General features: G+C 62.0%; 20 protein-coding genes. 8 read left to right on the top strand and 12 right to left on the bottom strand.

All coding sequences use genetic code 11. The features are described 5' to 3' along the window. The first annotated feature begins 28 nt into the window (after positions 1-28). The 3 genes from ACLEJQ_RS11680 to ACLEJQ_RS11670 are packed head-to-tail and all read left to right on the top strand — an operon-like array spanning position 29 to position 1,642. The gene (locus ACLEJQ_RS11680) at positions 29-697 is read left to right on the top strand and encodes a class I SAM-dependent methyltransferase (protein ID WP_440795067.1); all 669 of its coding nucleotides are present in this window, start codon (positions 29-31) and stop codon (positions 695-697) included. Between the two features lie 4 nt (positions 698-701). Further along, on the top strand, positions 702-1,412 hold the full coding sequence (locus tag ACLEJQ_RS11675; protein WP_440795065.1) for a lipopolysaccharide kinase InaA family protein: 711 nt from the start codon (positions 702-704) through the stop codon (positions 1,410-1,412). Between the two features lie 2 nt (positions 1,413-1,414). Next, complete coding sequence (locus ACLEJQ_RS11670; protein WP_440795063.1) at positions 1,415-1,642, top strand: hypothetical protein; 228 nt, start codon at positions 1,415-1,417, stop codon at positions 1,640-1,642. A gap of 236 nt (positions 1,643-1,878) precedes the next feature. On the opposite strand, the gene ACLEJQ_RS11665 is transcribed toward ACLEJQ_RS11670, so the two are convergent. The 11 genes from ACLEJQ_RS11665 to ACLEJQ_RS11615 form a co-directional block, all read right to left on the bottom strand. Next, entirely contained in the window at positions 1,879-4,905 is a 3,027-nt protein-coding gene (locus ACLEJQ_RS11665; protein ID WP_440795062.1) for a multidrug efflux RND transporter permease subunit, read from the bottom strand. Positions 4,906-4,918: 13 nt separating this feature from the next. Beyond that, a complete protein-coding gene (locus ACLEJQ_RS11660; RefSeq protein WP_440795060.1) occupies positions 4,919-6,067 on the bottom strand; it encodes an efflux RND transporter periplasmic adaptor subunit in 1,149 nt (382 codons plus the stop codon). Between the two features lie 133 nt (positions 6,068-6,200). Beyond that, positions 6,201-7,298, bottom strand: a complete 1,098-nt coding sequence (locus ACLEJQ_RS11655; RefSeq protein ID WP_440795058.1) for a DUF1513 domain-containing protein — start codon at positions 7,296-7,298, stop codon at positions 6,201-6,203. Positions 7,299-7,300: 2 nt separating this feature from the next. After that, complete coding sequence (locus ACLEJQ_RS11650) at positions 7,301-8,365, bottom strand: imelysin family protein (protein WP_440795056.1); 1,065 nt, start codon at positions 8,363-8,365, stop codon at positions 7,301-7,303. A 29-nt stretch (positions 8,366-8,394) separates the two neighbouring features. Then, a complete protein-coding gene (locus ACLEJQ_RS11645) occupies positions 8,395-9,822 on the bottom strand; it encodes a di-heme oxidoreductase family protein (RefSeq protein WP_440795054.1) in 1,428 nt (475 codons plus the stop codon). A gap of 166 nt (positions 9,823-9,988) precedes the next feature. Beyond that, a complete protein-coding gene (locus ACLEJQ_RS11640; RefSeq protein WP_440795052.1) occupies positions 9,989-11,329 on the bottom strand; it encodes a sensor histidine kinase in 1,341 nt (446 codons plus the stop codon). Positions 11,330-11,538: 209 nt separating this feature from the next. Further along, on the bottom strand, positions 11,539-11,976 hold the full coding sequence (locus ACLEJQ_RS11635) for a Spy/CpxP family protein refolding chaperone (protein WP_440795050.1): 438 nt from the start codon (positions 11,974-11,976) through the stop codon (positions 11,539-11,541). 293 nt (positions 11,977-12,269) lie between these two features. Continuing rightward, positions 12,270-12,947: a response regulator transcription factor gene (locus ACLEJQ_RS11630; protein ID WP_440795049.1), complete on the bottom strand. Its 678-nt coding sequence runs from the start codon at positions 12,945-12,947 to the stop codon at positions 12,270-12,272. Positions 12,948-12,954: 7 nt separating this feature from the next. Further along, positions 12,955-13,365 (bottom strand): translation initiation factor 2, encoded by a 411-nt coding sequence (locus ACLEJQ_RS11625; protein ID WP_440795048.1) that lies wholly within the window; start codon positions 13,363-13,365, stop codon positions 12,955-12,957. A 116-nt stretch (positions 13,366-13,481) separates the two neighbouring features. Continuing rightward, a complete protein-coding gene (locus tag ACLEJQ_RS11620) occupies positions 13,482-13,781 on the bottom strand; it encodes a YciI family protein (RefSeq protein ID WP_440795046.1) in 300 nt (99 codons plus the stop codon). A 1-nt stretch (position 13,782) separates the two neighbouring features. Next, complete coding sequence (locus ACLEJQ_RS11615; RefSeq protein WP_440795044.1) at positions 13,783-14,379, bottom strand: septation protein A; 597 nt, start codon at positions 14,377-14,379, stop codon at positions 13,783-13,785. An 87-nt stretch (positions 14,380-14,466) separates the two neighbouring features. Between ACLEJQ_RS11615 and ACLEJQ_RS11610 the strand changes: the two genes are divergently transcribed. From ACLEJQ_RS11610 to rluB, 5 genes are all read left to right on the top strand, one after another. Next, the gene (locus ACLEJQ_RS11610) at positions 14,467-15,330 is read left to right on the top strand and encodes a PHP domain-containing protein (protein ID WP_440795042.1); all 864 of its coding nucleotides are present in this window, start codon (positions 14,467-14,469) and stop codon (positions 15,328-15,330) included. Positions 15,331-15,343: 13 nt separating this feature from the next. Beyond that, entirely contained in the window at positions 15,344-15,973 is a 630-nt protein-coding gene (locus ACLEJQ_RS11605; protein WP_245140006.1) for an L-threonylcarbamoyladenylate synthase, read from the top strand. Positions 15,974-16,105: 132 nt separating this feature from the next. Next, positions 16,106-16,804 (top strand): segregation and condensation protein A, encoded by a 699-nt coding sequence (locus ACLEJQ_RS11600; RefSeq protein ID WP_440795146.1) that lies wholly within the window; start codon positions 16,106-16,108, stop codon positions 16,802-16,804. Positions 16,805-16,815: 11 nt separating this feature from the next. Then, positions 16,816-17,775 (top strand): SMC-Scp complex subunit ScpB, encoded by a 960-nt coding sequence (gene scpB, locus ACLEJQ_RS11595; protein ID WP_440795040.1) that lies wholly within the window; start codon positions 16,816-16,818, stop codon positions 17,773-17,775. A gap of 288 nt (positions 17,776-18,063) precedes the next feature. Then, positions 18,064-19,299 carry a 23S rRNA pseudouridine(2605) synthase RluB gene (rluB, locus tag ACLEJQ_RS11590; RefSeq protein ID WP_440795038.1) on the top strand — a complete coding sequence of 412 codons (1,236 nt, stop codon included), beginning with the start codon at positions 18,064-18,066 and terminating at the stop codon, positions 19,297-19,299. 273 nt (positions 19,300-19,572) lie between these two features. Here rluB and ACLEJQ_RS11585 read toward each other — a convergent pair whose 3' ends face one another. Further along, complete coding sequence (locus ACLEJQ_RS11585) at positions 19,573-20,538, bottom strand: leucyl aminopeptidase (protein ID WP_440795036.1); 966 nt, start codon at positions 20,536-20,538, stop codon at positions 19,573-19,575. Positions 20,539-20,558: the final 20 nt, after the last annotated feature.

The raw sequence follows: 20,558 nt of genomic DNA, 5'->3' as shown, positions 1-20,558 counted from the left end.
TGGGCTGATCAGTCATGGAGCCCCTCCAATGTCCAAACCCATCAAGCTCGACTTTTCCGAGAAATACAACGAGCAGCACGCCCAGAAATACTTCCACAAGCATCGCAGCGGTCTGAGTCGGCGTCTTTCCAATCTACGCGATCAACAACTTGCCCGAAGGGCGTTGGCGATCGCCGGTGACCCTGGCCTGGTGCTGGACCTGCCGTGCGGAGCCGGACGTTTCTGGTCGTTGCTGGCCGAGAAGCCCAACCGAGCGATCATCGGTGCGGACAATTCCGAGGCCATGCTCAAGACCGCAATGACGTCTCAACCGACGGATGTCGTGAAACGGGTACAACCCTTGCACACATCCGCGTTCCAGATTGCACTGCCGGATAACGCCGTCGACAGCATTTTTTGCATGCGCTTGCTGCACCATATCGGTGAATCCGCGCATCGACTGGCGATCCTGAAGGAATTCGAGCGGGTCAGCCGCGACAGTGTGATCGTTTCCTTGTGGGTCGATGGCAATTTCAAGGCCTGGAAACGCAAGCGTCAGGAACGTATACGTGGGAAAAAAGACTACCAGAATCGATTTGTGTTACCGGCCGCTACGGTAGAGGAAGAGTTTCGGCAGGCCGGGTTCCGTATTCAGGAACGACTGGATTTTCTACCGCTCTATGCCATGTGGCGAGTTTATGTATTACGCAAGAGGTAACAGCATGGTTGCGCAGGCAGTAGATTCATCGATGGCTCCTCCCAATGACTTCGAACATTTCTGGAGCCAACAGGGGGAGTGGGTGGAAGAGCCCAATGTGCGTCGCGGCGGTGAAAGCGGTGTGCAGCGGATCAAGGGAAAGGACGGTGAGCTGCTTTATGCCAAGCGTCAGACTGGACATATCTATCGTAGCTGGCTGCACCCGTTCGGCCGGCCAACCGTGCTGCGCGAGCAGGATGCGTTGCTGGCACTGACGCGACTCAATGTGCGTGTACCCCAGCTGGTTTTTTGCGGCGCCCAGCGGGACCCGGTCCACAAATGGCGTGCCTTGCTGGTGACCAAGGCATTGGAAGGCTTTGAAGAGATTCAGCACTGGTATGCCGGGGGTGGGCGCGAGCGCCACGGCGAAGCAGTGCATGAGCAGATTCTACAGACACTGGCCGAGACCCTGGCTCGGATGCATAAAGGCCGTTGGCAGCACGGCTGCATCTACATCAAGCATGTCTTTGTGCGAGTGACCGGCGAAGGAGAGGCGGCCAAGGGCGAAATCGCCTTGCTGGATTTCGAGAAGTGTCGGCAGCGTTTGACGGCTTATAGCGCGGCTTCCCACGACATGAAGCAGTTGCGGCGCCATTCGTCGTTCAGCGACGCTGACTGGGAAAAACTCGTCTATTTTTATGAGGCGGCGTTTGGCAGCGCTATCAAAGGTTTATAGCGATGAAACTAGAAATTGCTAGAGGTTTGTTCCTGATAGGAGCCCTGGCAGTTACGTCTATGGCGGTGGCTGTCTGGGAACAGCCACGCTCGCAGATACTCAGCGCCAGCAGTAGCGATGCAAACTGTCCTTTGCCACGCGTGGCAAAGGCCAGTGAGGCGATACGGCCGGACGATGACTTACTGTTGTTCATGTTCAGTCTTTCCCAGGGGATGAGGCCGCAGAGTTGAAAGCGTTGGGTTTGATGAAGTCTGGATAAAGGCCTCGCATGTGCGAGGCCTTTGTTTTTGGGCTTTCCATAGGCCGCAAATCTCTGCCCATCCGCTGACCCCTGTGGCGAGGGAGCTTGCTCCCGCTGGACCGCGAAGCGGTCCCATGGATCCAGGGTTGGTAATACTCAACGGCGCCTGCTTCGCAGCCGAGCGGGAGCAAGCTCCCTCGCCACAAAAAGCCTACTTTTGCCCCATCACGCCTTGTCCGGCTTCGCCAGCAGTGTGTACACGCAAGGCAATACGAACAGCGTAAACAAGGTCCCGATCGACATGCCGGTGGCGATCACCGTGCCGATGTCAAAACGGCTGACCGCGCCGGCACCAGTGGCCAGGATGAGCGGCACCATGCCGAACACCATCGCCGCCGTGGTCATCAGCACAGGCCGCAGACGGATCGACGCGGCTTGTTCCACGGCTTCCCTTGGTGTCAGGCCCCGTTCCTTGCGCAACTGGTTGGCGAATTCGACGATCAGGATCCCGTGCTTGCTGATCAGGCCAATCAGCGTCACCAGCCCTACCTGGGTATAGATGTTCATGCTCGACCAGCCAAGGAACAGCGGGATCAACGCGCCGCATATCGACAGCGGCACGGTCACCAGGATCACCAGTGGATCCCGGAAACTCTCGAACTGGGCGGCCAACACCAGGAAGATGATCGCCAGGGCCAGCCCGAAAGTGACCCAGAGCGCGCTGCCTTCCTGGACGAATTGCCGCGAAGCACCAGCGTAGTCGAAGGCGAACCCTGCCGGTGCCTCCTCCCGGGCGATCTGGCGGACCGTGTCGATGGCTTCGCCCATGCTCACGATGGGAAAGCCTGAAATCGTCACCGCATTGAGCTGCTGGAACTGGTTCAGTTGCCGCGGTCGCGCCCGGTCGCTGACCTTGATCAGCGTCGACAGCGGCAGCAGTTCGCCTTGGGTATTTTTCACGTAGTAATTGTTCAGCCAGTCCGGGTTGTCCCGGAAAGGTCGTTCCACCTGGGCAATGACCTTGTAGCTGCGCCCCTCAATAGTGAAGCGGTTGATCTCGGCCTCACCCAGCAATGTTGCCAGGGTGCCGCCCAGATCCTGCATCGAAACCCCCATCTGGGCCGCTTTGGCGCGATCGATGTCGACCACCACCTCGGGCTTGTCGAACGCCAGGTCGATGTCCATGAAGGCGAACTTGCCGGATTCCAGGGCGCGTTTTTTCACCCGTTCGGCGATTTGCAACAGCGTGGCGTAGTCCTTCGGCGAGTTGATGACGAAGGCGAATGGCAGGCCTTCGCCGGTGCCCGGCAACGAAGGCAGGTTGAAACCGAAGATCTGCAAGCCAGGGATTTGCTCGAGCTTGGCCTGGACGTCCGGCAGGATCTCCATCTGGGTGCGGCTGCGCTCGTTCCAGGGCTTGAGCAGGAAACCGCCGATGCCGGACTGCACACCGTTGTAGCCGTTGATCTGGAACGAGGAATAGTACTCGGGGAATTCCTTGAAAATCGTGATGAAGTGATCGGTGTAGGCGTTCAGGTAGTCCAGGTTGGTGGTCTTCGGGGCGTTGGCCATCATGAAGATGATGCCCTGGTCTTCGTCGGGTGCCAGTTCGGATTTGGTAAACATGATCAACACCGGGATCAGCAGCAGTACGATCACGGCAAACACCAGCACCACCGGCCGGGCATTGAGCGTGCCGTGAAGCATGCGCTGGTACCGGCTTTTCAGGCGTTCGAAAACCACGTCCAGTCGATGGGCCAGTCCCGAAGGATTCTCGTCGTGACGCAACAGCATGGCGCACATCATGGGCGACAGGGTCAGGGCGACGATCCCGGAGATCACTACCGCCCCGGCCAGGGTCAGCGCAAATTCCTTGAACAGCGCGCCCGTCAGGCCCTCGAGCAGACCGATCGGCGCATACACCGCAGCCAGCGTGATGGTCATCGAGACCACCGGCATGGCGATTTCCCGAGCACCTTCTATCGCGGCCTCGAACGGGCTCTTGCCTTCCTCGATGTGCCGGTGGATGTTTTCCACCACCACGATGGCATCGTCCACCACCAGGCCAATGGCAAGCACCATGGCCAGCAGCGTCAGCAGGTTCATCGAGTAACCCATCAACTGCATGAAGAACATCACGCCGATCATCGACAGCGGGATGGTGACCACCGGGATGACCACCGAACGCAGGGCACCAAGGAACAGGAACACCACGACGATCACGATCAGGACGGCTTCGAACAGGGTTTTCACCACCTCGTCGATGGAAGCCTGGATGAACAACGTGGCGTCGTAGGCAATCTCGGCCTTGAGGTTGGTGGGCAGTTGAGCCTCCAGCTCTGGCATGATCTTGCGCACTTCCTTGATCACGTCCAGCGGGTTCGCTCCCGGCGTGGCCTTGATCCCGATGTACACCGAGGGCGTGCCACCGAAGGAACTGATGGTGTCGTAGTTCTCCGCGCCCATTTCCACCCTGGCCACATCCCGCAGCAACACGCGGCTGTCGCCGGCGGTCTTGAGCGGGATCGCCGCGAAAGCCTCGGCGGACTTGAGTTCGGTGTTGGCGTTGATGCTGGTAACCACGTACTCGCCCTTCACCTCACCGGCGGCGGAAAGGAAGTTGTGCTGGCGCACGGCATTGGTCACGTCGGCGGCGGTCAGGCCGAAACCGGCAAGCCTGACCGGGTCCAGCCACAAGCGCATGGCGAACACCTGGTTGCCGAGGATTTCCGCTTCAGCCATGCCCGGCAAGGTCGCCAATTTCGGCTGGACCACGCGTGACAGATAGTCGGTGATCTGCGGGTTGTTCAGTTCCTTGCTGAAAAAGCTGATGTACATCAGCGCCGAGGCGTCGGCGGCCTCGCGGCTGAGCACCGGGTCTTCGGCGTCCTGGGGCAGCTGGTTCTTGACCTCGTTGGCCTTGGCCAGCAATTCGGTGAAGAGCCGGTCGCTGTTGGAGCCGATCCGCGCATAGACCGAGATCACCGAGAAATTCTGCCGACTGACCGAGGTCATGTAGTCGATGCCTTCGGCGCTGGCCAGGCTCTGCTGCATTGGCTGGGTGATGTAGCCCTGAATGGTTTCGGCGTTTGCCCCGGGGTAGGCGGTGGTGACCGTGATCAGGGCGTTTTCCATTTGCGGGTATTGGCGCAGCGGCAGCTTGCTCCAGGCCTGGAAGCCCAGCAGTACGATCAACAGGCTGACCACGGTGGCGAGCACCGGGCGGCGGATGAACGGATCGGTAAAGGCCATGGGGGTTCCTTGATCAGTCCGCGCGCGGCGGGCTGTTCTGTTCGGTCAGGGTCTTGTCGTCGCTGATGGCGACGGGCGTACCGTTGTCGAGTTTGATCTGGCCGGCGATCACCACCTGTTCACCGCTCTGCACGCCCTTGGATACCAGGACCTGGCCGTCACGGCGCTCGCCGGTCTCGACAAAACGCCGTTCGGCGATCAGCAGCGGCTGGCCCTTGTCGTCCTTCTCGACGCTGCCATCGGCGGCTTTCTTCTGCGTGACCACGTACATCGAGTTGCCGTACAAGGTGTAGGTCACGGCACTTTCCGGCACGACGATTCCGGCGTCGACATCCGGCAGGATCACCTGCAGGTCGGCGAACATCCCGGGCAACAGTTTGCCGTCGGGGTTGGCCAGGGTGGCGCGCACCAACACGTTCCGGGTGCTGTCCTCGACCTTGGGGTTGATCGCGCTGATCGAGCCGACGAAGGTCTGGCCGGGGTAAGCCGACACGTTGACGTTGACCGACTGGGCAACGGCCAGCCTGGGCACCGTTTGCTCCGGCACGTAGAAATCCACGTACAGGCTGCTGAGGTCTTGGAGGGTGGCGATCACGCTGCCACTGGCCAGGTAGTCGCCGACATCCACCCGGCGGATGCCGATGGTGCCATTGAACGGCGCGACGATATGTTTCTTGGCCAGGGAGGCCTTGAGCTGGTTGACGGTGGCCTGGTTCTTTTTCAACTGCGCTGAGAGCCGGTCGAACTCACCCTTGGAGATCGCTTGGCTGCCCACCAGCTGCCGGCCACGGTTGAAGTCCAGCTGCGAAAGGCCAAGGTCGGCCTCGGCGGTCTCCAGCAGGGCGCTTTCGACGTCGCTGTCCAGTTGCAGGAGCGGCTGGCCGGCCTTGACCTTCTGCCCGGACTGGAACAGTACCTTCTGCACGGTCCCGGCAATTTCCAGGCTGAGGTCCACGCCCTGCAGCGCCTTGAGACTGCCCACGGTGGGCAGGCGTGCCTGCCAGGGCTGCTCGGTGGCCTTGGCCACGGCGACGCTGACCGGTGGTTTCGGTACGGAAAACATCTGGATCTGCTGATAGACGGTAAAGGCCTTGTAGCCAGCCAGCAACAGCACCACCAGCAAGACAACACCCAACATGATCAGCATGCGGCGTCGCAGCATGTTCCACTTCCTTGGAAAAAAGCCGAGATAAAAGACAGTCAGGCGGGCACCTTACTCCGAGTGCGCCGGCGATTCAAAACGATGTTTGACGCTAATGTGTAAGGTTATTTTTTTTACGCGCTGTGCCCGCCCGTCACACCAGATGCAAATGGTTGTCCCAGAGCCCCGCGGGCAGATCCAGGGGTTTGGCGACCCATTGTGACTGGCGGCAATCGTAATAACGGCAGCGTCCCTGGCCCGATGTCACGACGAAGCCATCGGCCACCGCACCGACACCGGCGCAGTCCGGCAAGGGCGCATCCAGACGCGCCTCGCCGTTGTCCAGGTCCCAGATGAAAAAGCGGTTGCCGCGCGGTGCGGTCAGGGCTACCAGGCGCAGATCGCTGTGCACGGCGACGCTGGCGGTGTAGTGCCCCATCGCCAGCAACTGTTGCTCGGGTACCGGGAACGCTTGGAAGGGCTGGCCGGGGCGCTTGATCGCCACCAGTTGCGAAGATTCGTGGGCGTCGCCCATGAACTGCTGGCCCGTGACGATGGTGCCGTCGCCGGCGATGCCCATGTGGCGCACGCTGTTCATCGACTGGGCAAGGGTTTCCTTGCTCAACAGGGTGCCGTCGCGCTGCATCAGAACCAGGCTCGGTTCCATGGCATCGAGGTTCATTTCGACCCGGCTCTCGGCCTCGGTACGGATGCCCCCGTTGGCCACCACCAGAGTCTCACCGTCCGGCATCCACGACACCTGGTGCGGACCGATCCCATGGGTAGGAATCTCGCCACTGTGCACGAGTCGCTGGCCCTCGAATCGGTAAACGCCCAGCAGGCCGCGTCCCGGATCGGTGGTGTCGTTTTCGGTGGCGTACAGCCATTCGCCGCTTTTGTGGATCACCGCGTGGCCGTAGAAGTGTCGGTTCGGCAACGAGGTGATGGTTTGCAGCAGGGTGCCGTCGCGCAGGTCGATCAGATAGCTTTCGGTACCTGGGCGTCGTGCGACGAACAGCGCAATCGGCTGTGTCGGGTGATTGATGATGTCGTGGCAGCGTTGGCCGACCCGGGTGGCAAACACCCGGCTGCCGTCCAACCGATAACCCACGGCGTAGTGCTTGCCGTCGCTATCGTCCCGCGCCGAGAGCAGCAGCGGACTCTTGTCCTTTTGCTTGAACAGCGTCCAGCCGCCCAGGGTAACGGCGCCGAGCAGTAAGCTGCCCAGTGCCAGGGCCTGACGTCGAAACATGATCAGTCACCGTCGTTGGCGTTGAAGCCCAGTTGAATGCCCAGCGCCTTGGCCAGTTCGCCTTCGTGCAGGCGGTGGACGACGTTGAGGCTGTCATACAAATCGTTGAGTTGCTGGCGTCCGGCGTCATCGTTGAGCATCTCGGTCAGCGGGCGCTGGGTGCTGGCGAACAGTTTCAGCGACGCATCGTAGGCCGCATCGATCTTGTCGGCCAGTGGCTTTTGCTCGCTTGGCAGCAGGCCGCGCAGGCCCTTGTTGTCGACACCGGCCCAGACGGTCCGAGCGGCGCTCAGGCTGGCCGCAAGGCCCTGCAACGACGACTGGCTGCGCCAGGCATCGGCCTGGAACGGCTGGGGTACGCCCTTGGTCTGGCGGCCCATCGGAGTGCCGAGCTTTTTCTTCAGCGTGTCAAGGGCGGTGACCTGGACGCGTAGGAGGTCGGCGATGGCTTCGTGGGAATCAGCGTAGCGCTGGTTCGGAAACTTGCTCATCTGCGCAAGCATGCCGTCGTTGGTGTTCCAGCGCGACAGGATCTCTTCGGCCAGTTGTTTCTGGCGCTCTCCGATGGCCACCAGCAATGGGCAGTACTTGGCTTTCTGTGCACTGTCGGCCATGTCGATTTTCGCGTCGAACAGCAGGTACTCATAAGCCGACAGGCCCTGGACCACGACGCTGGACTTGGCCAGGCCGGCGGCGTCGATCTGCGGCTCGCTGTTGACCAGTTGCTCGACCTGGCGGCCTACGAGGTTCTTCTTGTCCGGCCAGAACTGGACCTGCCAGGCGCGGTTACCCTCGGCCAACGGTCCGATCAGCAGCGGCTGCAACTCGGCCCAGGCTTTTTGTGCCTTGAGGAAGTCAGCGCGGGCGGTCTCCAGGTTTTCCTTGCCTTGGCAGAACGCCAGGGCGCTGGTCGCCAACTGTCGGTCGGCCTCGACCCAGCGGCTGTAGGTCGGCAGGATTACTTGCTTGGCGATGGCCGCCGAGGTAACCGCCTGCGGATCCTGCGGCGAGCAGGCACCGAGGGCGAGGGCGGCGAGGCTGGTAAACAACAACTTGGGACGGAACATGTCGGGCTCCCGTGTTTCGGAAAAGACGTTTAAAGGGAATTCAGGAAGGCCAGCAACGCGGCGCGCTGCTCGGCATTGAATGCTAGAACCTGGCGCTGCGCCGCTTGTGCTTCGCCGCCATGCCAGAGCACGGCTTCGAGCAGGTTGCGGGCGCGACCGTCATGCAAAAACTGGGTGTGACCGTTTACGGTTTCTGTCAGGCCGACGCCCCACAGTGGTGGGGTGCGCCAGTCCCGGCCCCCGGCCTTGAATTCGCTGCGGTTGTCGGCCAGGCCTTCGCCCATGTCGTGCAACAGCAGGTCGGTGTAGGGGCGGATCACCTGGTTCGCCAGCTCCGGTTCGGCGGCGTTGGCGGAGGTGGTGTATTTCGGGGTGTGGCAGGACTGGCAGCCGGCCTGGAAAAACAGGTTCTTGCCTGCCAGCACCTGGGGCGAGCTGACGTCGCGACGGGCCGGTACCGCCAGGTTGCGACTGTAAAACAGCACCAGTCGCAGGATGTTGTCGCTGACTTCCGGTTCGCCGTCCGGGCCACTGCCGCTGGGCGCACGCTTGCAATCGACCTGAGTCTCGGTGCAATCGTCGAACGGCCGCAGGCTCGTGGTCAGGCCCATGTCACCGGAGAAGGCATGGACGTTCTGTTGATTGAGGTTGGGCTGCCCGGCCTTCCAGCCGAAACGCCCCAGCACGGTTTTCTGCTGGGCATCGTCCCAAACCTGGTTGGGGCGACCGGCGATGCCGTTCTTGTCGCGCGCCTGGGCCTGGGCATTCGCCAGGATGGCTTCGTCGGGGATGGCTTCGAGCAGCCCCAGGCCGATCATCGGCGGTGCGACGCGGGCGGAAAAGCGTGTGTCCGGGTGCATCGGGCCGTAAGCCAATTGGGTGATCTGCAGGCTCGGTTTGCGCAGTTCCACGACCGTGCCGTCCGTAAAGCGCACCGGAACCGGTGTGTAATCGACCCGCACCTTGCCCTCGGGCGCGACGCCGGGCACCGACATGTCCTGCAATTGGCCGCCGTACACCGGCTCCGGGACGACTCCCTGCTGCTCGATGAGCCTGACGTAGGGCGGCGCGTCGGGGATCGACAGGCGCACCAGCATCGACACTGCGGAGCTGGCGTCCGGCGCGGGAGGGTGACCGCGCCCATCCTTGATGTGGCAGTTCTGGCAGGCGTTGGTGTTGAACAAGGGGCCGAGGCCGTCCCGGGCCGTGGTGGTCGAAGGCGCCATCACCCAGGGGCTGCGGAAGAAACTGTTGCCGACGCTGAAGTCCACGCGCCGCGAGGGCGACAGGTTGGCCGAAGGCAGGGAAAAAGCGTTCTGATCGCTCTTGCGCACGGTCGCAGCGCCTCCGGACCGGGCCTCACCGGGTTCGGCCTGGGTAAACCGCGGGGCGTCATCGCAAGCACTCAGGCCCAAGGCCATGAACAGTGCACATAAGCGAAGAGGCAGCGACGGCATCGGCGATCCTGGAAGACGAGTGAAACGGGGGCGCAAAGTCTAACAGGGCGCAACGCTTTAAATAAGAGCAATTATCGTTTGGTTGGGCGGCAAATGCCCTGTTCATTCGAGCATCTTGCCCAGGAACCAACTGCCAGCCGGTCCGGTGGGTGCCGTTTCGACAGGATCACGGCTGCACGACCGCCCCCGGTACCAACGGCAGTTCCAGGCTGGCGATGAATCCGCCGCCAGGATGGTTGTCCAGCACCAGTGCGCCCCCATGCCGTTCAGCGGCGCGGCGCGCGATTGCCAGGCCCAGACCGTGGCCGGCGGCGGTCTGGCCGGGGGCGCGGTAGAACGGTTCGCCCAACTGGCCCAGGTGCTCGGCCTCCACTCCCGGACCGTGGTCGCGCACGCTGACCACCAGCTTTTCGCCCTGGCGGATCGCACGCATCTCGATCGCCCGCCCGTCGGGGCTGAAACGCTGGGCGTTGCGCAGCAGGTTGTCCACGGCGCGCTCGATCATGGTCGGCCAGCCCTTGAGGGTCAGGTTCGGTTCAGCCTCCAATTGCACGCTTTGTTCAGGTGACGCCAACTGCGCATCTTTTTGCAGGGCGATCAGCAACGCGTTGAGGTCCACCTCTTCGGCGCTGGCGTTGTCGGCATCGACCCGGGCCAGGACCAGGATTTCACTGATCAGGGCTTCCAGGCGATCACATTCGCGGGTCAGGCGCGGCCAGAGCTTTTCCCGTTCTTCGGGGCTGGCCCGCTCGGCCAGTGCCAGGGCGATGCGCAGCCGGGCCAGGGGCGAGCGCAGTTCGTGGGATACATCCCGTAGCAGTTGCCTTTGACTGGCGATCAGGCTTTGCAAGCGTGCGCCCATACGGTTGAAGTCGGTAGCCAGCACGCCGAACTCGTCCCGACGGTTGGCCAGCTTGGCGAGGCTGTTCTGCTGGTAGGTGGCCTGGCCGAGGTCATGCACCGCGCCGCGCAGGCGACTCAGTGGGCGGGTGATGGAGAACGTCACCAGCAAGCTGAACAGGGTCAGCACCACCAGCGCGATGCCCAGAGCGCTGAGGGGCCAGAGCAGGCTTTCGCGATGCCAGGCGTCCAGTTCGGGGTGCGGGATGCGGTAGATGAACAGGTAGGTGTCGCCGGTCTTGGCGCTGGTGAATTCGTCGGTCAGCCGTCGCCACGGCAGTCGCCGATCATCGTTGTTCTGCCGAGCCTCGAACGCGGCGGCGCGACGTGGGAAAGTGCCACGCACCACCGGGTCGCCGCTTTCGTTGAGCACCTGGACGTCGATGTGATATTGGCGCTTGCGCTGTTGCAGGATGTCTTGGGCCGCGTCTTCGCCCTGGCTTTCGTAGGTCTGCGTCCACTCTTCGGCCAGGGTGTTGAGCCCCGGGTGGCGGCTGAGGATCCAGGCGTCCTGGTTCAGCATGTGCCCCATGAGAATCGACAGCCCCGCAACCAGGGCGATGGCCAGCCAGAAACTGGCCAGGATGCGCCAGAACAATGAACGCACGGTAAATCCTCGAAAACACAGAAAGCCCAACGGGCTGATACCCCGTCAGCCACGCGAAGTAAAGTCGAACAGCAATCCCGTGGCGAGGGAGCTTGCTCCCGCTCGGTTGCGTAGGGACCGTAAAATCCCGAGGCCGCTTCGCGGCCCAGCGGGAGCAAGCTCCCTCGCCACGGTTGGTATGTTTCCAGTGCTTCGTTAACCGACGCGCATTATTGCGCTTTTTGCGGTTGTTGCGCTTTCCAGGCCTTGAATTCGGCCCACTCGGCGCGACGCTCGGCCTGTTTTTTCTGAATCGCGTCGAATTCTTTCTGCTGCTCAGGTTTGAGCAGGCCACGGATCTGGGCGTCGACTTTCTCGTGTCGGGCTTTGATCTCATCCTGCATGGCCTTCTGGTCAGCCGGCGACAATTTGGCCAGGTATTTTTCTACCAGTTCCTGACGTTCGTGGCGCTGTTCGCCCATGATCCGGCGGATCTGCTGACGCTGCTCGTGGGTCAGGTCCAGTTGGCTGTACGGGCCTCTGTCATGCATCTGGCCGCCATGACGCGGGCCATCCATCGGCCCCATCGGGCCCGCGCCTTCAGGCATGGCCATGGCGACGGTAGGCAGGGCGGCAGCGAACATCAGAGCGGTAAGGGTCTTGCGCATGGTGTATCTCCTTGTCTCGTTCCCGGTCAGTTCCGGATGTGTGCAGATTACAAAGATCAAGGTCAGCGGCGGTCAGGGGGGCGTAAAGCTTGGGTAAAGAGGTTTTGTCGGGAGGCTGACAAAACCCTGGGATGGATCGTGGGCACCTGTGGCGAGGGAGCTTGCTCCCGCTGGGCCGCGAAGCGGACCCTGGGATTTGCGGCTTATCCGGGGAGGGCTTTGCCCTCCAGCGGGAGCAAGCTCCCTCGCCACAGAGGGTTAACCATATCCCTGGGCCAAACAGGGGGATCGGCTCAGAGGCTGTAGTAATAGCCCCGGCTGCGCAGAGCCACGATGCGGGGCCGGCCATCGGGATGGGGGCCGATCTTCTTGCGCAGGTTACTCACGTGCATGTCCAGGCTGCGGTCGTACAGGGTGAGCTTGCGACCCAGGGCGATCTGCGCCAACTCTTGCTTGTCCAGCGGCTCGCCCGGTTGCTTGAGCAACGCTTCGAGCAGGCGGCTTTCGGAAACGGTCAGGGTCTGTTCCTGTTCGTCGATGTTGACCACGCCACGAACCGGGCTGAAGGTCAGGTCTCCCAGTTCGATCTGGCTGGACACCGCCGTTGGATGACTGCGGCGCAATACGGCGCGCAGGCGGGCGGTCAGTTCACGCGGGTCGCAGGGTTTGGCCAGGTAATCGTCGGCCCCCAGTTCAAGGCCCAGGATGCGGTCCAGCGGCTCGCCCCGGGCCGAAAGCATCAGCACCGGCAGTTCGGGGTGATCGTTGCGCAACTGCTTGAGCAGTTCCAGGCCGCTGCCGTCAGGCAACATTACATCCAGCACGACCGCCGCCGGGGCGGCTTCGGCCAGCGCCTTGCGGGCGCTCTGGCCATCGTGACAGGCACGGACCTGAAAACCTTCCTGGCCCAGCCAGCTCACCAGCAGCTCACACAGCTCCTGGTCATCATCAATCAGTAACAGCTCGCTCATGACTCACTCAATTTAGCCATTGCCGACGTTGTCTACGTCCACCGCTGGCAAAGATACCGCAGAGCAGGGCCAATAGCGCTACCCCGGCACCAATGACGAACCATTGCTGTTGATCGGTCAACAAGCGCGGCAGCGGGCTAGCCTGGGCTTCCTTGAGCTGTAACTTCAGGCGCTGATTCTCCTGGCGCAAGCGGGCCAGCAAGGCGCTCTCGCGCTCGTTGTCGGCATTCTGCAGTTGCTTGGTCAGCTCTTCGCGCTGGTGCTCGCTGTCTTTCAAGCGCTGCTGCAGTTCGGCGATCTGGCTGCCGGCACTCAGGGACAAGGGGGCCGAGTGAACGGCCTCGGTGTTTTCTTCGCCATGGGCGGGTGCCCCGATCACTAACGAGACCCATAACAGGCACAACGGACCTTTGCGCATTGTCACTCCTGAATTTCAGTCGAGATTAGACAGATTAGACAGGTTGTCGGCAGGCAAACGAGAACAATGAGCAATTGAGCGCAATGAGCCGCACAGGCCCATTGCGCGGGAGGGGGTTACGGCAGGACTTGCTTGAACGGCTTGACCACGACATTGGCATAGACGCCCGCCGCGACGAACGGATCGGCTTCGGCCCAGGCCTGGGCGGCAGTCAGGGACTCGAATTCGGCGACGATCAGGCTGCCGCTGAAACCGGCGGCGCCTGGGTCATTGCTGTCTACCGCCGGATGGGGGCCTGCCAGCACGATGCGGCCTTCGGCCTTGAGCTGTTGCAGGCGTTCCAGGTGCTCGGGGCGCGCGGCCAGGCGTTTTTCCAGGGAGTTGGCGACGTCGGTGGCAATGATTGCGTAGAGCATGTCAGTCCTCGGTTTTTGGCGTAGTGGTGTCGACATCATGTAGATGACGGGACAGGTAGATGCCCTGGCCGATCAGGAACAACAGCGTCATGCCCAGGCTGCCGAAGACTTTGAAGTCGACCCAGTAATCCTGGAAGGTGAACGCGACAAACAGGTTGGCGGCGCCGCACAACAGGAAGAAGGCGATCCAGGCGATGTTCAGCCGGGTCCAGATCACCTCCGGCAGGCTCAGGGCGTGGCCCATGATGCGCTTGATCAACAGGCGGTCACCGATGAAGTGGCTGCCGATGAAGGCCAGGGCGAACAGCCAGTTCACCACCGGCGCCTTCCACTTGAGAAAGGTTTCGCTGTGGAAGGCCAGGGTCAGGCTGCCGAACACCAGGCAAGCGATGAGAGTCAGCCACTGGCTCTTTTCCAGCTTGCGCTGGGATACGAACAACGCGCCATAGACCACCAGGGAACTGATGATCAGCACCGCGGTGGCGCTGTAGATACCGCCTACAGTCAAGGAGTGGCCGGCGATGTCGACGGCCCAGGGATCAAGTTTGTAGACGATGAAAAACAGCAGGAGCGGGATGAAATCGATGAATTGTTTCACAGTGGCAGCCAGGAGCAGGATGTGGCGGCATAATAACAAACATCCTTGGCCGCGATAGGGCCAGCTGATTTGAGGTAACAAACTCTCGTGAATGTTGATTTGCACTGCCACAGCACGGCCTCCGACGGCGCCCTGGCGCCGGCAATTGTGGTGGCGCGGGCGTTCGAGCACGGCGTGCGAGTCCTGGCCCTGACCGACCACGACACCCTCGAGGGCCTGGACGAGGCCCGCACTGCTGCCGAGGCCCTGGGGATGCAATTGGTCAACGGGGTCGAGCTGTCCTGTACCTGGGGCGGGGCAACTATTCATGTGCTGGGCTATGGTTTTGATGTGCATGCGCCCTCGCTGGTCCAGGCCATTGCGCAGTTGCGCGACGGCCGCTGGCTACGCGCCGAAGAAATCAGCCGCAAACTGGCGCTCAAGGGCATGCCCGGTGCGTTGGAAGGGGCCAGGCAGATCCAGCAGGAACTGGGCGACAGCGGCAACGCCCCGGCGCGGCCGCACTTCGCCGACTGGATGGTGCGCGAGGGCTTCGTCAAGGATCGCGCCGAGGCGTTTCGCAAATGGCTGGGCGCCGGCAAGCTGGGGGACGTCAAGCAGCACTGGCCGACGCTGGAAGAAACCGTCGAGACGCTGAGGGCAGCCGGGGCCTGGATCAGCCTGGCGCATCCCTGGCACTACGATTTCACCCGCAGCAAACGTCGCCGCCTGGTTGCCGACTATATTCAAGCAGGGGGCCATGCAATCGAGGTGGTCAACGGCCATCAGCCGGCCGAGCAGGTCGGCAGCCTGGCAATTCTGGCCCGTGAGTTCGGCCTGCTGGTGACCGCCGGCAGTGATTTCCATGGCCCTGGGGGCTGGTCCGAGATTGGCGAATATCGCCCGTTGCCGGAAGATCTGCCACCACTGTGGTGTAGATTCAAACATGATCCCGTTACCGCCGCCGTCTGAACAGGTAGAACACGTGAGTCAATTTTTCCAGATTCATCCGGAAAACCCGCAAGCGCGCCTGATCAAGCAGGCCGTGGAAATCATCCGTAGTGGCGGTGTGGTGGTCTATCCCACCGACTCCGCTTACGCGATCGGTTGCCAGATTGGTGACAAAAATGCCGTTGAGCGGGTCCGTCGCTTGCGTCAGCTGGACGACAAGCACAACTTTGCGCTGATCTGCAGCGACCTGTCGCAGTTGGGGCTGTTCGCCAAGATCGACACCGGCACCTTCCGCTTGCTCAAGGCCCACCTGCCGGGTCCATACACTTTTATTCTCAACGCCACGCGGGAAGTGCCGCGGCTGTTGCTGCACCCGAAAAAGCGCACCATCGGCCTGCGGGTGCCGAGCCATCCCATCGCCCTGGCGCTGCTGGCGGAGCTGGGCGAACCGCTGATGAGCGTGACGCTGATCATGCCTGGCGACACCGAGCCGATGACCGACCCCTATGAGATTCGCCAACTGCTGGAGCATCAGGTCGAGCTGATCATCGACGGTGGTTTCGGCGGCATGAAGGCTTCCACCGTGATCAACCTGGCCGACGGCGAGCCGCAGGTGGTGCGGGTCGGCTGCGGTGATCCAGCTCCATTCATGGCCGAGGCCTGAATGTCCGCCGTGGAAGCCGTAGTGGAAAATGCCGATCCCCAGGCCGGCGCGCAACAGGAGCTGCCGTTCGCCATGGTCTATGGCCAGGCGGTCATGGAAATGCCCCTGGACCTGTACATTCCGCCGGATGCGCTGGAAGTATTCCTTGAAGCCTTCGAGGGGCCTCTTGACCTGTTGCTGTACCTGATCCGCAAACAGAACATCGACATCCTCGACATCCCGGTGGCGGAAATCACCCGCCAGTACATGGGCTATGTCGAGCTGATGCAGTCGGTGCGCCTGGAACTGGCGGCCGAGTACCTGGTGATGGCGGCCATGCTCGCCGAGATCAAGTCGCGGATGTTGCTCCCGCGTTCGGCGACGGTCGAGGAAGAAGAGGAAGACCCGCGGGCCGAGCTGATCCGCCGCTTGCAAGAGTACGAGCGGTTCAAGGGCGCTGCCGAAGGCATCGACGGCCTGAGCCGTGTCGGACGCGACGTGGTGGTGCCCAAGCTCGATGCCCCCGAGGCGCGGGCGCGCAAATTGCTGCCGGACGTGAGCCTGGAAGAACTGCTGGTCTCCATGGCCGAGGTGTTGCGCCGCGGCGATATGTTCGAAAGTCATCAGGTCAGCCGCGAAGCGCTGTCCACCCGCGAGCGCATGAGCGATGTGCTGGAACGGCTCAAGGGCGGCGGATTCGTGCCGTTCGTCGAACTGTTCACTGCCGAGGAAGGTCGGTTGGGGGTGGTGGTGACGTTCATGGCGATCCTGGAATTGATCAAGGAATCCTTGGTCGAGCTGGTGCAGAATGAGCCGTTCGCAGCGATCCACGTGCGGGCACGAGCCGAATAACGAGCAAATCAATGAATCTGACTGAACCCCGCGAGCTGGCGCCTTTGCTTGAAGCTTTCCTGTTGGCGTCGGGAAAGCCGCAATCGATGGACCGACTGTTCGAACTTTTCGAAGAAGGTGAGCGGCCTGAGCCGGCCGTGTTCAAGAAAGCCCTGGCGCTGCTGGGCAAGTCCTGCGAGGGCCGGGCTTTCGAACTCAAGGAAGTCGCCTCGGGCTATCGTTTGCAGATACGCGAAAAGTTCGCCCCTTGGGTCGGTCGCCTGTGGGAAGAGCGGCCGCAGCGCTATTCCCGGGCGATGCTCGAAACCCTGGCGCTGATTGCCTATCGCCAGCCGATCACCCGTGGCGAGATCGAGGACGTGCGCGGCGTGGCGGTCAACAGCCAAATCGTCAAGACCTTGCTGGAGCGTGAGTGGATCCGTGTCGTGGGCTATCGCGACGTGCCGGGCAAGCCGGCGATGTTCGCCACCACCAAGGCGTTTCTCGATCACTTCAACCTCAAGAACCTGGACGACCTGCCGCCACTGGCCGAGCTACGAGAGCTGGAACCCGAGCCGATGCTCGAATTCGATGATGCGCCGGTGCCCCAGGGCTTGCAGGACTTGGCCGACGCCAGCGCCGAGCCGGAGGAGCCCAAGGAGGAGACCAGTTTCCATTCGTTGTTGCTGGAACTGGATAACATGGAGCAAGGCCTCAAGACCGATTTTGACGACTTGCTGCGCGACGGGCCGGGGTCGGAAGGCGAGGGGGATGCTTTGCCTGGGCCTGATCGGGAAGTTGAGCTTCAAGCCGAGCCTGAACCTGAGCTGGAAGAAGACATTCTGGGCGTGGCCGAAGCCCGGAAAAAACTGCTCGCCGCTGTAGCTGCCCTCGACCCCCACGAGCCCGAGCCTGAGCTAAGCGACGAAGAAGCCGAAGCTCGTGCCCTGGCCGAAGCGATTGAGAACGAACGGCGCCAGTTCGAAGATTGACCTGACACACCCTTGCCCCCTTGTGGGAGCGAGCCTGCTCGCGATGACGCCGGTACAGACAACATCATCGCCAGCAGACGCACCGCTATCGCGAGCAGGCTCGCTCCCACAATTTTAGAGATGCCGATCGGCGGAAAACGCGCTGCGCGCTCATCGATCAGCTAGTCTCTGATGCGCAAACGCCGCAACGGGCGTATGATTCGCGACCCTTTGGCGATCCCTTCGCCACAGACCTGTTTCCAACGTGTCAGGCCACGCCTGACCCGATCACACCGGGAGGTGCCCAGAATGAAAGACCTAGACCAGAACGACAGCCAGGAAATCGGCCCAGCCGGCGAGAAGCTGCAAAAAGTCCTCGCCCGTATCGGCGTCGGTTCGCGCCGTGATGTGGAGACCTGGATCACCCAGGGCCGCATCAAGGTCAACGGCAAAGAAGCCACCTTGGGCCTGCGCGTCGACCTGCACGACGCCATCACCATTGATGGCAAGGTGATCAAGCGCGAAGAGGCCGCCGAAACGGTGCGCCGCGTGATCATGTACAACAAGCCCGACGGCGAAATCTGCACACGTGACGATCCGGAAGGCCGTCCAACCGTGTTCGACAAGATGCCGCGTCCCAAAGAAGGCCGCTGGATCAATATCGGTCGCCTCGACATCAACACCACCGGTCTGTTGATGTTCACCACCGACGGTGAACTGGCCAACCGCTTGATGCACCCCTCCTACGAAATGGACCGCGAATACGCCGTACGTGTGCGTGGCGAAGTCGACGACGAGATGATCGAGCGCTTGAAGACCGGTGTCGTGCTGGAAGACGGCCCGGCGCGTTTCACCGACATTCAGCAGGCGCCCGGTGGCGAAGGCTTCAACCATTGGTACCACTGCGTGGTGATGGAAGGTCGTAACCGTGAAGTGCGGCGTCTGTGGGAATCCCAAGGCCTGGTGGTCAGCCGCCTGAAACGCGTGCGTTTCGGCCCGGTGTTCCTCAACTCCGACTTGCCGATGGGTCGCTGGCGCGAAATGAGCCAGCAGGAAGTCGACATCCTGGCGGCCGAAGTGGGTCTCAAACCAGTGGCGATGCCGCAGATGACCGCCAAGAGCAAGGACAAGCTGGAGCGGATGCAGCGTAAGTCCTCGCGTCCGATGGGCAAGACCGAGCGCGTGCGTACGCTGCGTCCGGCTGCTGAAGGTGCACCGACTGCTGCGCGTCCATCCCGCGAACCGCAGCTCGAAGGCGAGCGCCCGGCGCGCAAGCCAGCGCCGCGTCAGGACGGTGAGCGTGGCCCACGCACACCGCGCCCGGCCAATGGTCGTACCGAGCGTGGTGAAGGTCGCAGTGCTCCGGCAGGTCGTGGCACCCCGGTCGCCGAGCGTCCGGCCGACACCAAGCGCCCGGCCAAACCGGCGCCGAAGAAGCGTCCGGGGATCTCCTTGGTGGATCGCGACGCCCCGTCGGGCAAGCGCCGTGGCGCGCCGGCGGGTTCCGGCCAGCGTCCGGGGTTTGGGCGGCGTAAGCCGGAGTGAGGCAGCTGTGAGTTTTTAGCTGCAAGCTGCAAGAAAAAACGGCAACCGCGAGGTTGCCGTTTTTGTGTCTGGCGCTATTGATATGGTGCCGGTACGGCCGTCTTCGCGAGCAAGCCCGCTCCCACATTTGATCTTCAGTGAATAAGGGATTTGTGTCGGAGCCGCTTCATTGTGGGAGCGGGCTTGCTCGCGAAGAGGCCAGCAGCTCCACACCACGATCCAGAGGCTGCCCGCGCTTCCTTGTTGCTTGAAGCTCGCCGCTTGCAGCTGCTCCTAAAGCACAAACCGCCCGTCAAACACCGGCTCGTTATCCAGCGCCAACACCCCACTCTCGAAAATCAGGTCCAGGTGATGACTGCCCTTGGCGCCGCCGCCGAGCCCCAGGTGCAGGCCGCAGTGGCGCTCTTCGAAACCGGCGTTGCGTGCGTACAGGCTCTTGACCCCTTCATTGGTGCCAATCCCCAGTTCCTCGATACGCCGGTTGGATGGGTTGGCATCCAGGTACTTATTGAAGTCGTGTTCCAGGCCTGGCACGTCGGTGGCGATTTTCTGGATGGTGGAATCTTCTATCCACAGCTCCAGCGGCGATTGCAGCACGCCATATTTGCGCGCGAAGGGGATGGTACTCAGGAACGTCCCGACGAATCTGACCCGGCCATTGATCGTGTCGCTGTGGGTCGCGATCTCACCCGGCGCCAAGTCATAGTTACCGACGCCATTGATATCGGTCCATTTTTTCACGCTGCCGAGGCCGGTATCGAAATACGAGCCATGATCATCCTGGAAACTCAAGGTCGTCGCTTGGGACATTCGTTGGATCAGGTGGCTGTTGAGACCCGCGATGCGCTGGGGAATCACGCTGAAGGTATCGTAGAAATAGTCGCCGTAGTCCTTGAACAGCAGCGATTTTTTCCAGTTGTCCGCCATCACCCCTTGCAGCGCTCGGACAAAGTCCGGACCGTCTGGGCGCGGGTTGGGCAAGGTGGAAGAATCGTAGAAGAAAATATACAGATCGCTGTCGGCAATCGCCCGGGACAGGCGCTCCGTGGATTCAAGGTCCAGGCGCATGGCGCTGAACCGGAAGGGCGAACCGCTGCCTGCCTGTTCGGCAATGGCTCCAATCAGCGCTTCGTACTCGGCGGTATGGCCGAGCAACACCTTGGCGGGCTGAATGCCGGCCAGGGCGGGATGGTGTTCGAGGTAGTAAAGGAAATGTGAGATGGCTCGTTGTGTGTCCATGCTTATTCTTCCCTGACGAA

Origin of the sequence: Pseudomonas sp. SMV71 (genome assembly GCF_052042015.1) — a bacterium.
Classification (GTDB): Bacteria; Pseudomonadota; Gammaproteobacteria; order Pseudomonadales; family Pseudomonadaceae; genus Aquipseudomonas.
This window is presented reverse-complemented; position numbering and strand designations above follow the sequence as displayed.

What these genes read in the sequence shown, in the direction of transcription:
- ACLEJQ_RS11665 (WP_440795062.1), bottom strand. Translation starts at nt 4,905, where the DNA reads ATGGCCTTTACCGATCCGTTCATCCGCCGCCCGGTGCTCGCCACCGTG.
- ACLEJQ_RS11670 (WP_440795063.1), top strand. Translation starts at nt 1,415, where the DNA reads ATGAAACTAGAAATTGCTAGAGGTTTGTTCCTGATAGGAGCCCTGGCA.
- scpB (WP_440795040.1), top strand. Translation starts at nt 16,816, where the DNA reads ATGAATCTGACTGAACCCCGCGAGCTGGCGCCTTTGCTTGAAGCTTTC.
- ACLEJQ_RS11655 (WP_440795058.1), bottom strand. Translation starts at nt 7,298, where the DNA reads ATGTTTCGACGTCAGGCCCTGGCACTGGGCAGCTTACTGCTCGGCGCC.
- ACLEJQ_RS11675 (WP_440795065.1), top strand. Translation starts at nt 702, where the DNA reads ATGGTTGCGCAGGCAGTAGATTCATCGATGGCTCCTCCCAATGACTTC.
- ACLEJQ_RS11620 (WP_440795046.1), bottom strand. Translation starts at nt 13,781, where the DNA reads ATGCTCTACGCAATCATTGCCACCGACGTCGCCAACTCCCTGGAAAAA.
- rluB (WP_440795038.1), top strand. Translation starts at nt 18,064, where the DNA reads ATGAAAGACCTAGACCAGAACGACAGCCAGGAAATCGGCCCAGCCGGC.
- ACLEJQ_RS11635 (WP_440795050.1), bottom strand. Translation starts at nt 11,976, where the DNA reads ATGCGCAAGACCCTTACCGCTCTGATGTTCGCTGCCGCCCTGCCTACC.
- ACLEJQ_RS11680 (WP_440795067.1), top strand. Translation starts at nt 29, where the DNA reads ATGTCCAAACCCATCAAGCTCGACTTTTCCGAGAAATACAACGAGCAG.
- ACLEJQ_RS11630 (WP_440795049.1), bottom strand. Translation starts at nt 12,947, where the DNA reads ATGAGCGAGCTGTTACTGATTGATGATGACCAGGAGCTGTGTGAGCTG.
- ACLEJQ_RS11660 (WP_440795060.1), bottom strand. Translation starts at nt 6,067, where the DNA reads ATGCTGCGACGCCGCATGCTGATCATGTTGGGTGTTGTCTTGCTGGTG.
- ACLEJQ_RS11650 (WP_440795056.1), bottom strand. Translation starts at nt 8,365, where the DNA reads ATGTTCCGTCCCAAGTTGTTGTTTACCAGCCTCGCCGCCCTCGCCCTC.
- ACLEJQ_RS11625 (WP_440795048.1), bottom strand. Translation starts at nt 13,365, where the DNA reads ATGCGCAAAGGTCCGTTGTGCCTGTTATGGGTCTCGTTAGTGATCGGG.
- ACLEJQ_RS11585 (WP_440795036.1), bottom strand. Translation starts at nt 20,538, where the DNA reads ATGGACACACAACGAGCCATCTCACATTTCCTTTACTACCTCGAACAC.
- ACLEJQ_RS11645 (WP_440795054.1), bottom strand. Translation starts at nt 9,822, where the DNA reads ATGCCGTCGCTGCCTCTTCGCTTATGTGCACTGTTCATGGCCTTGGGC.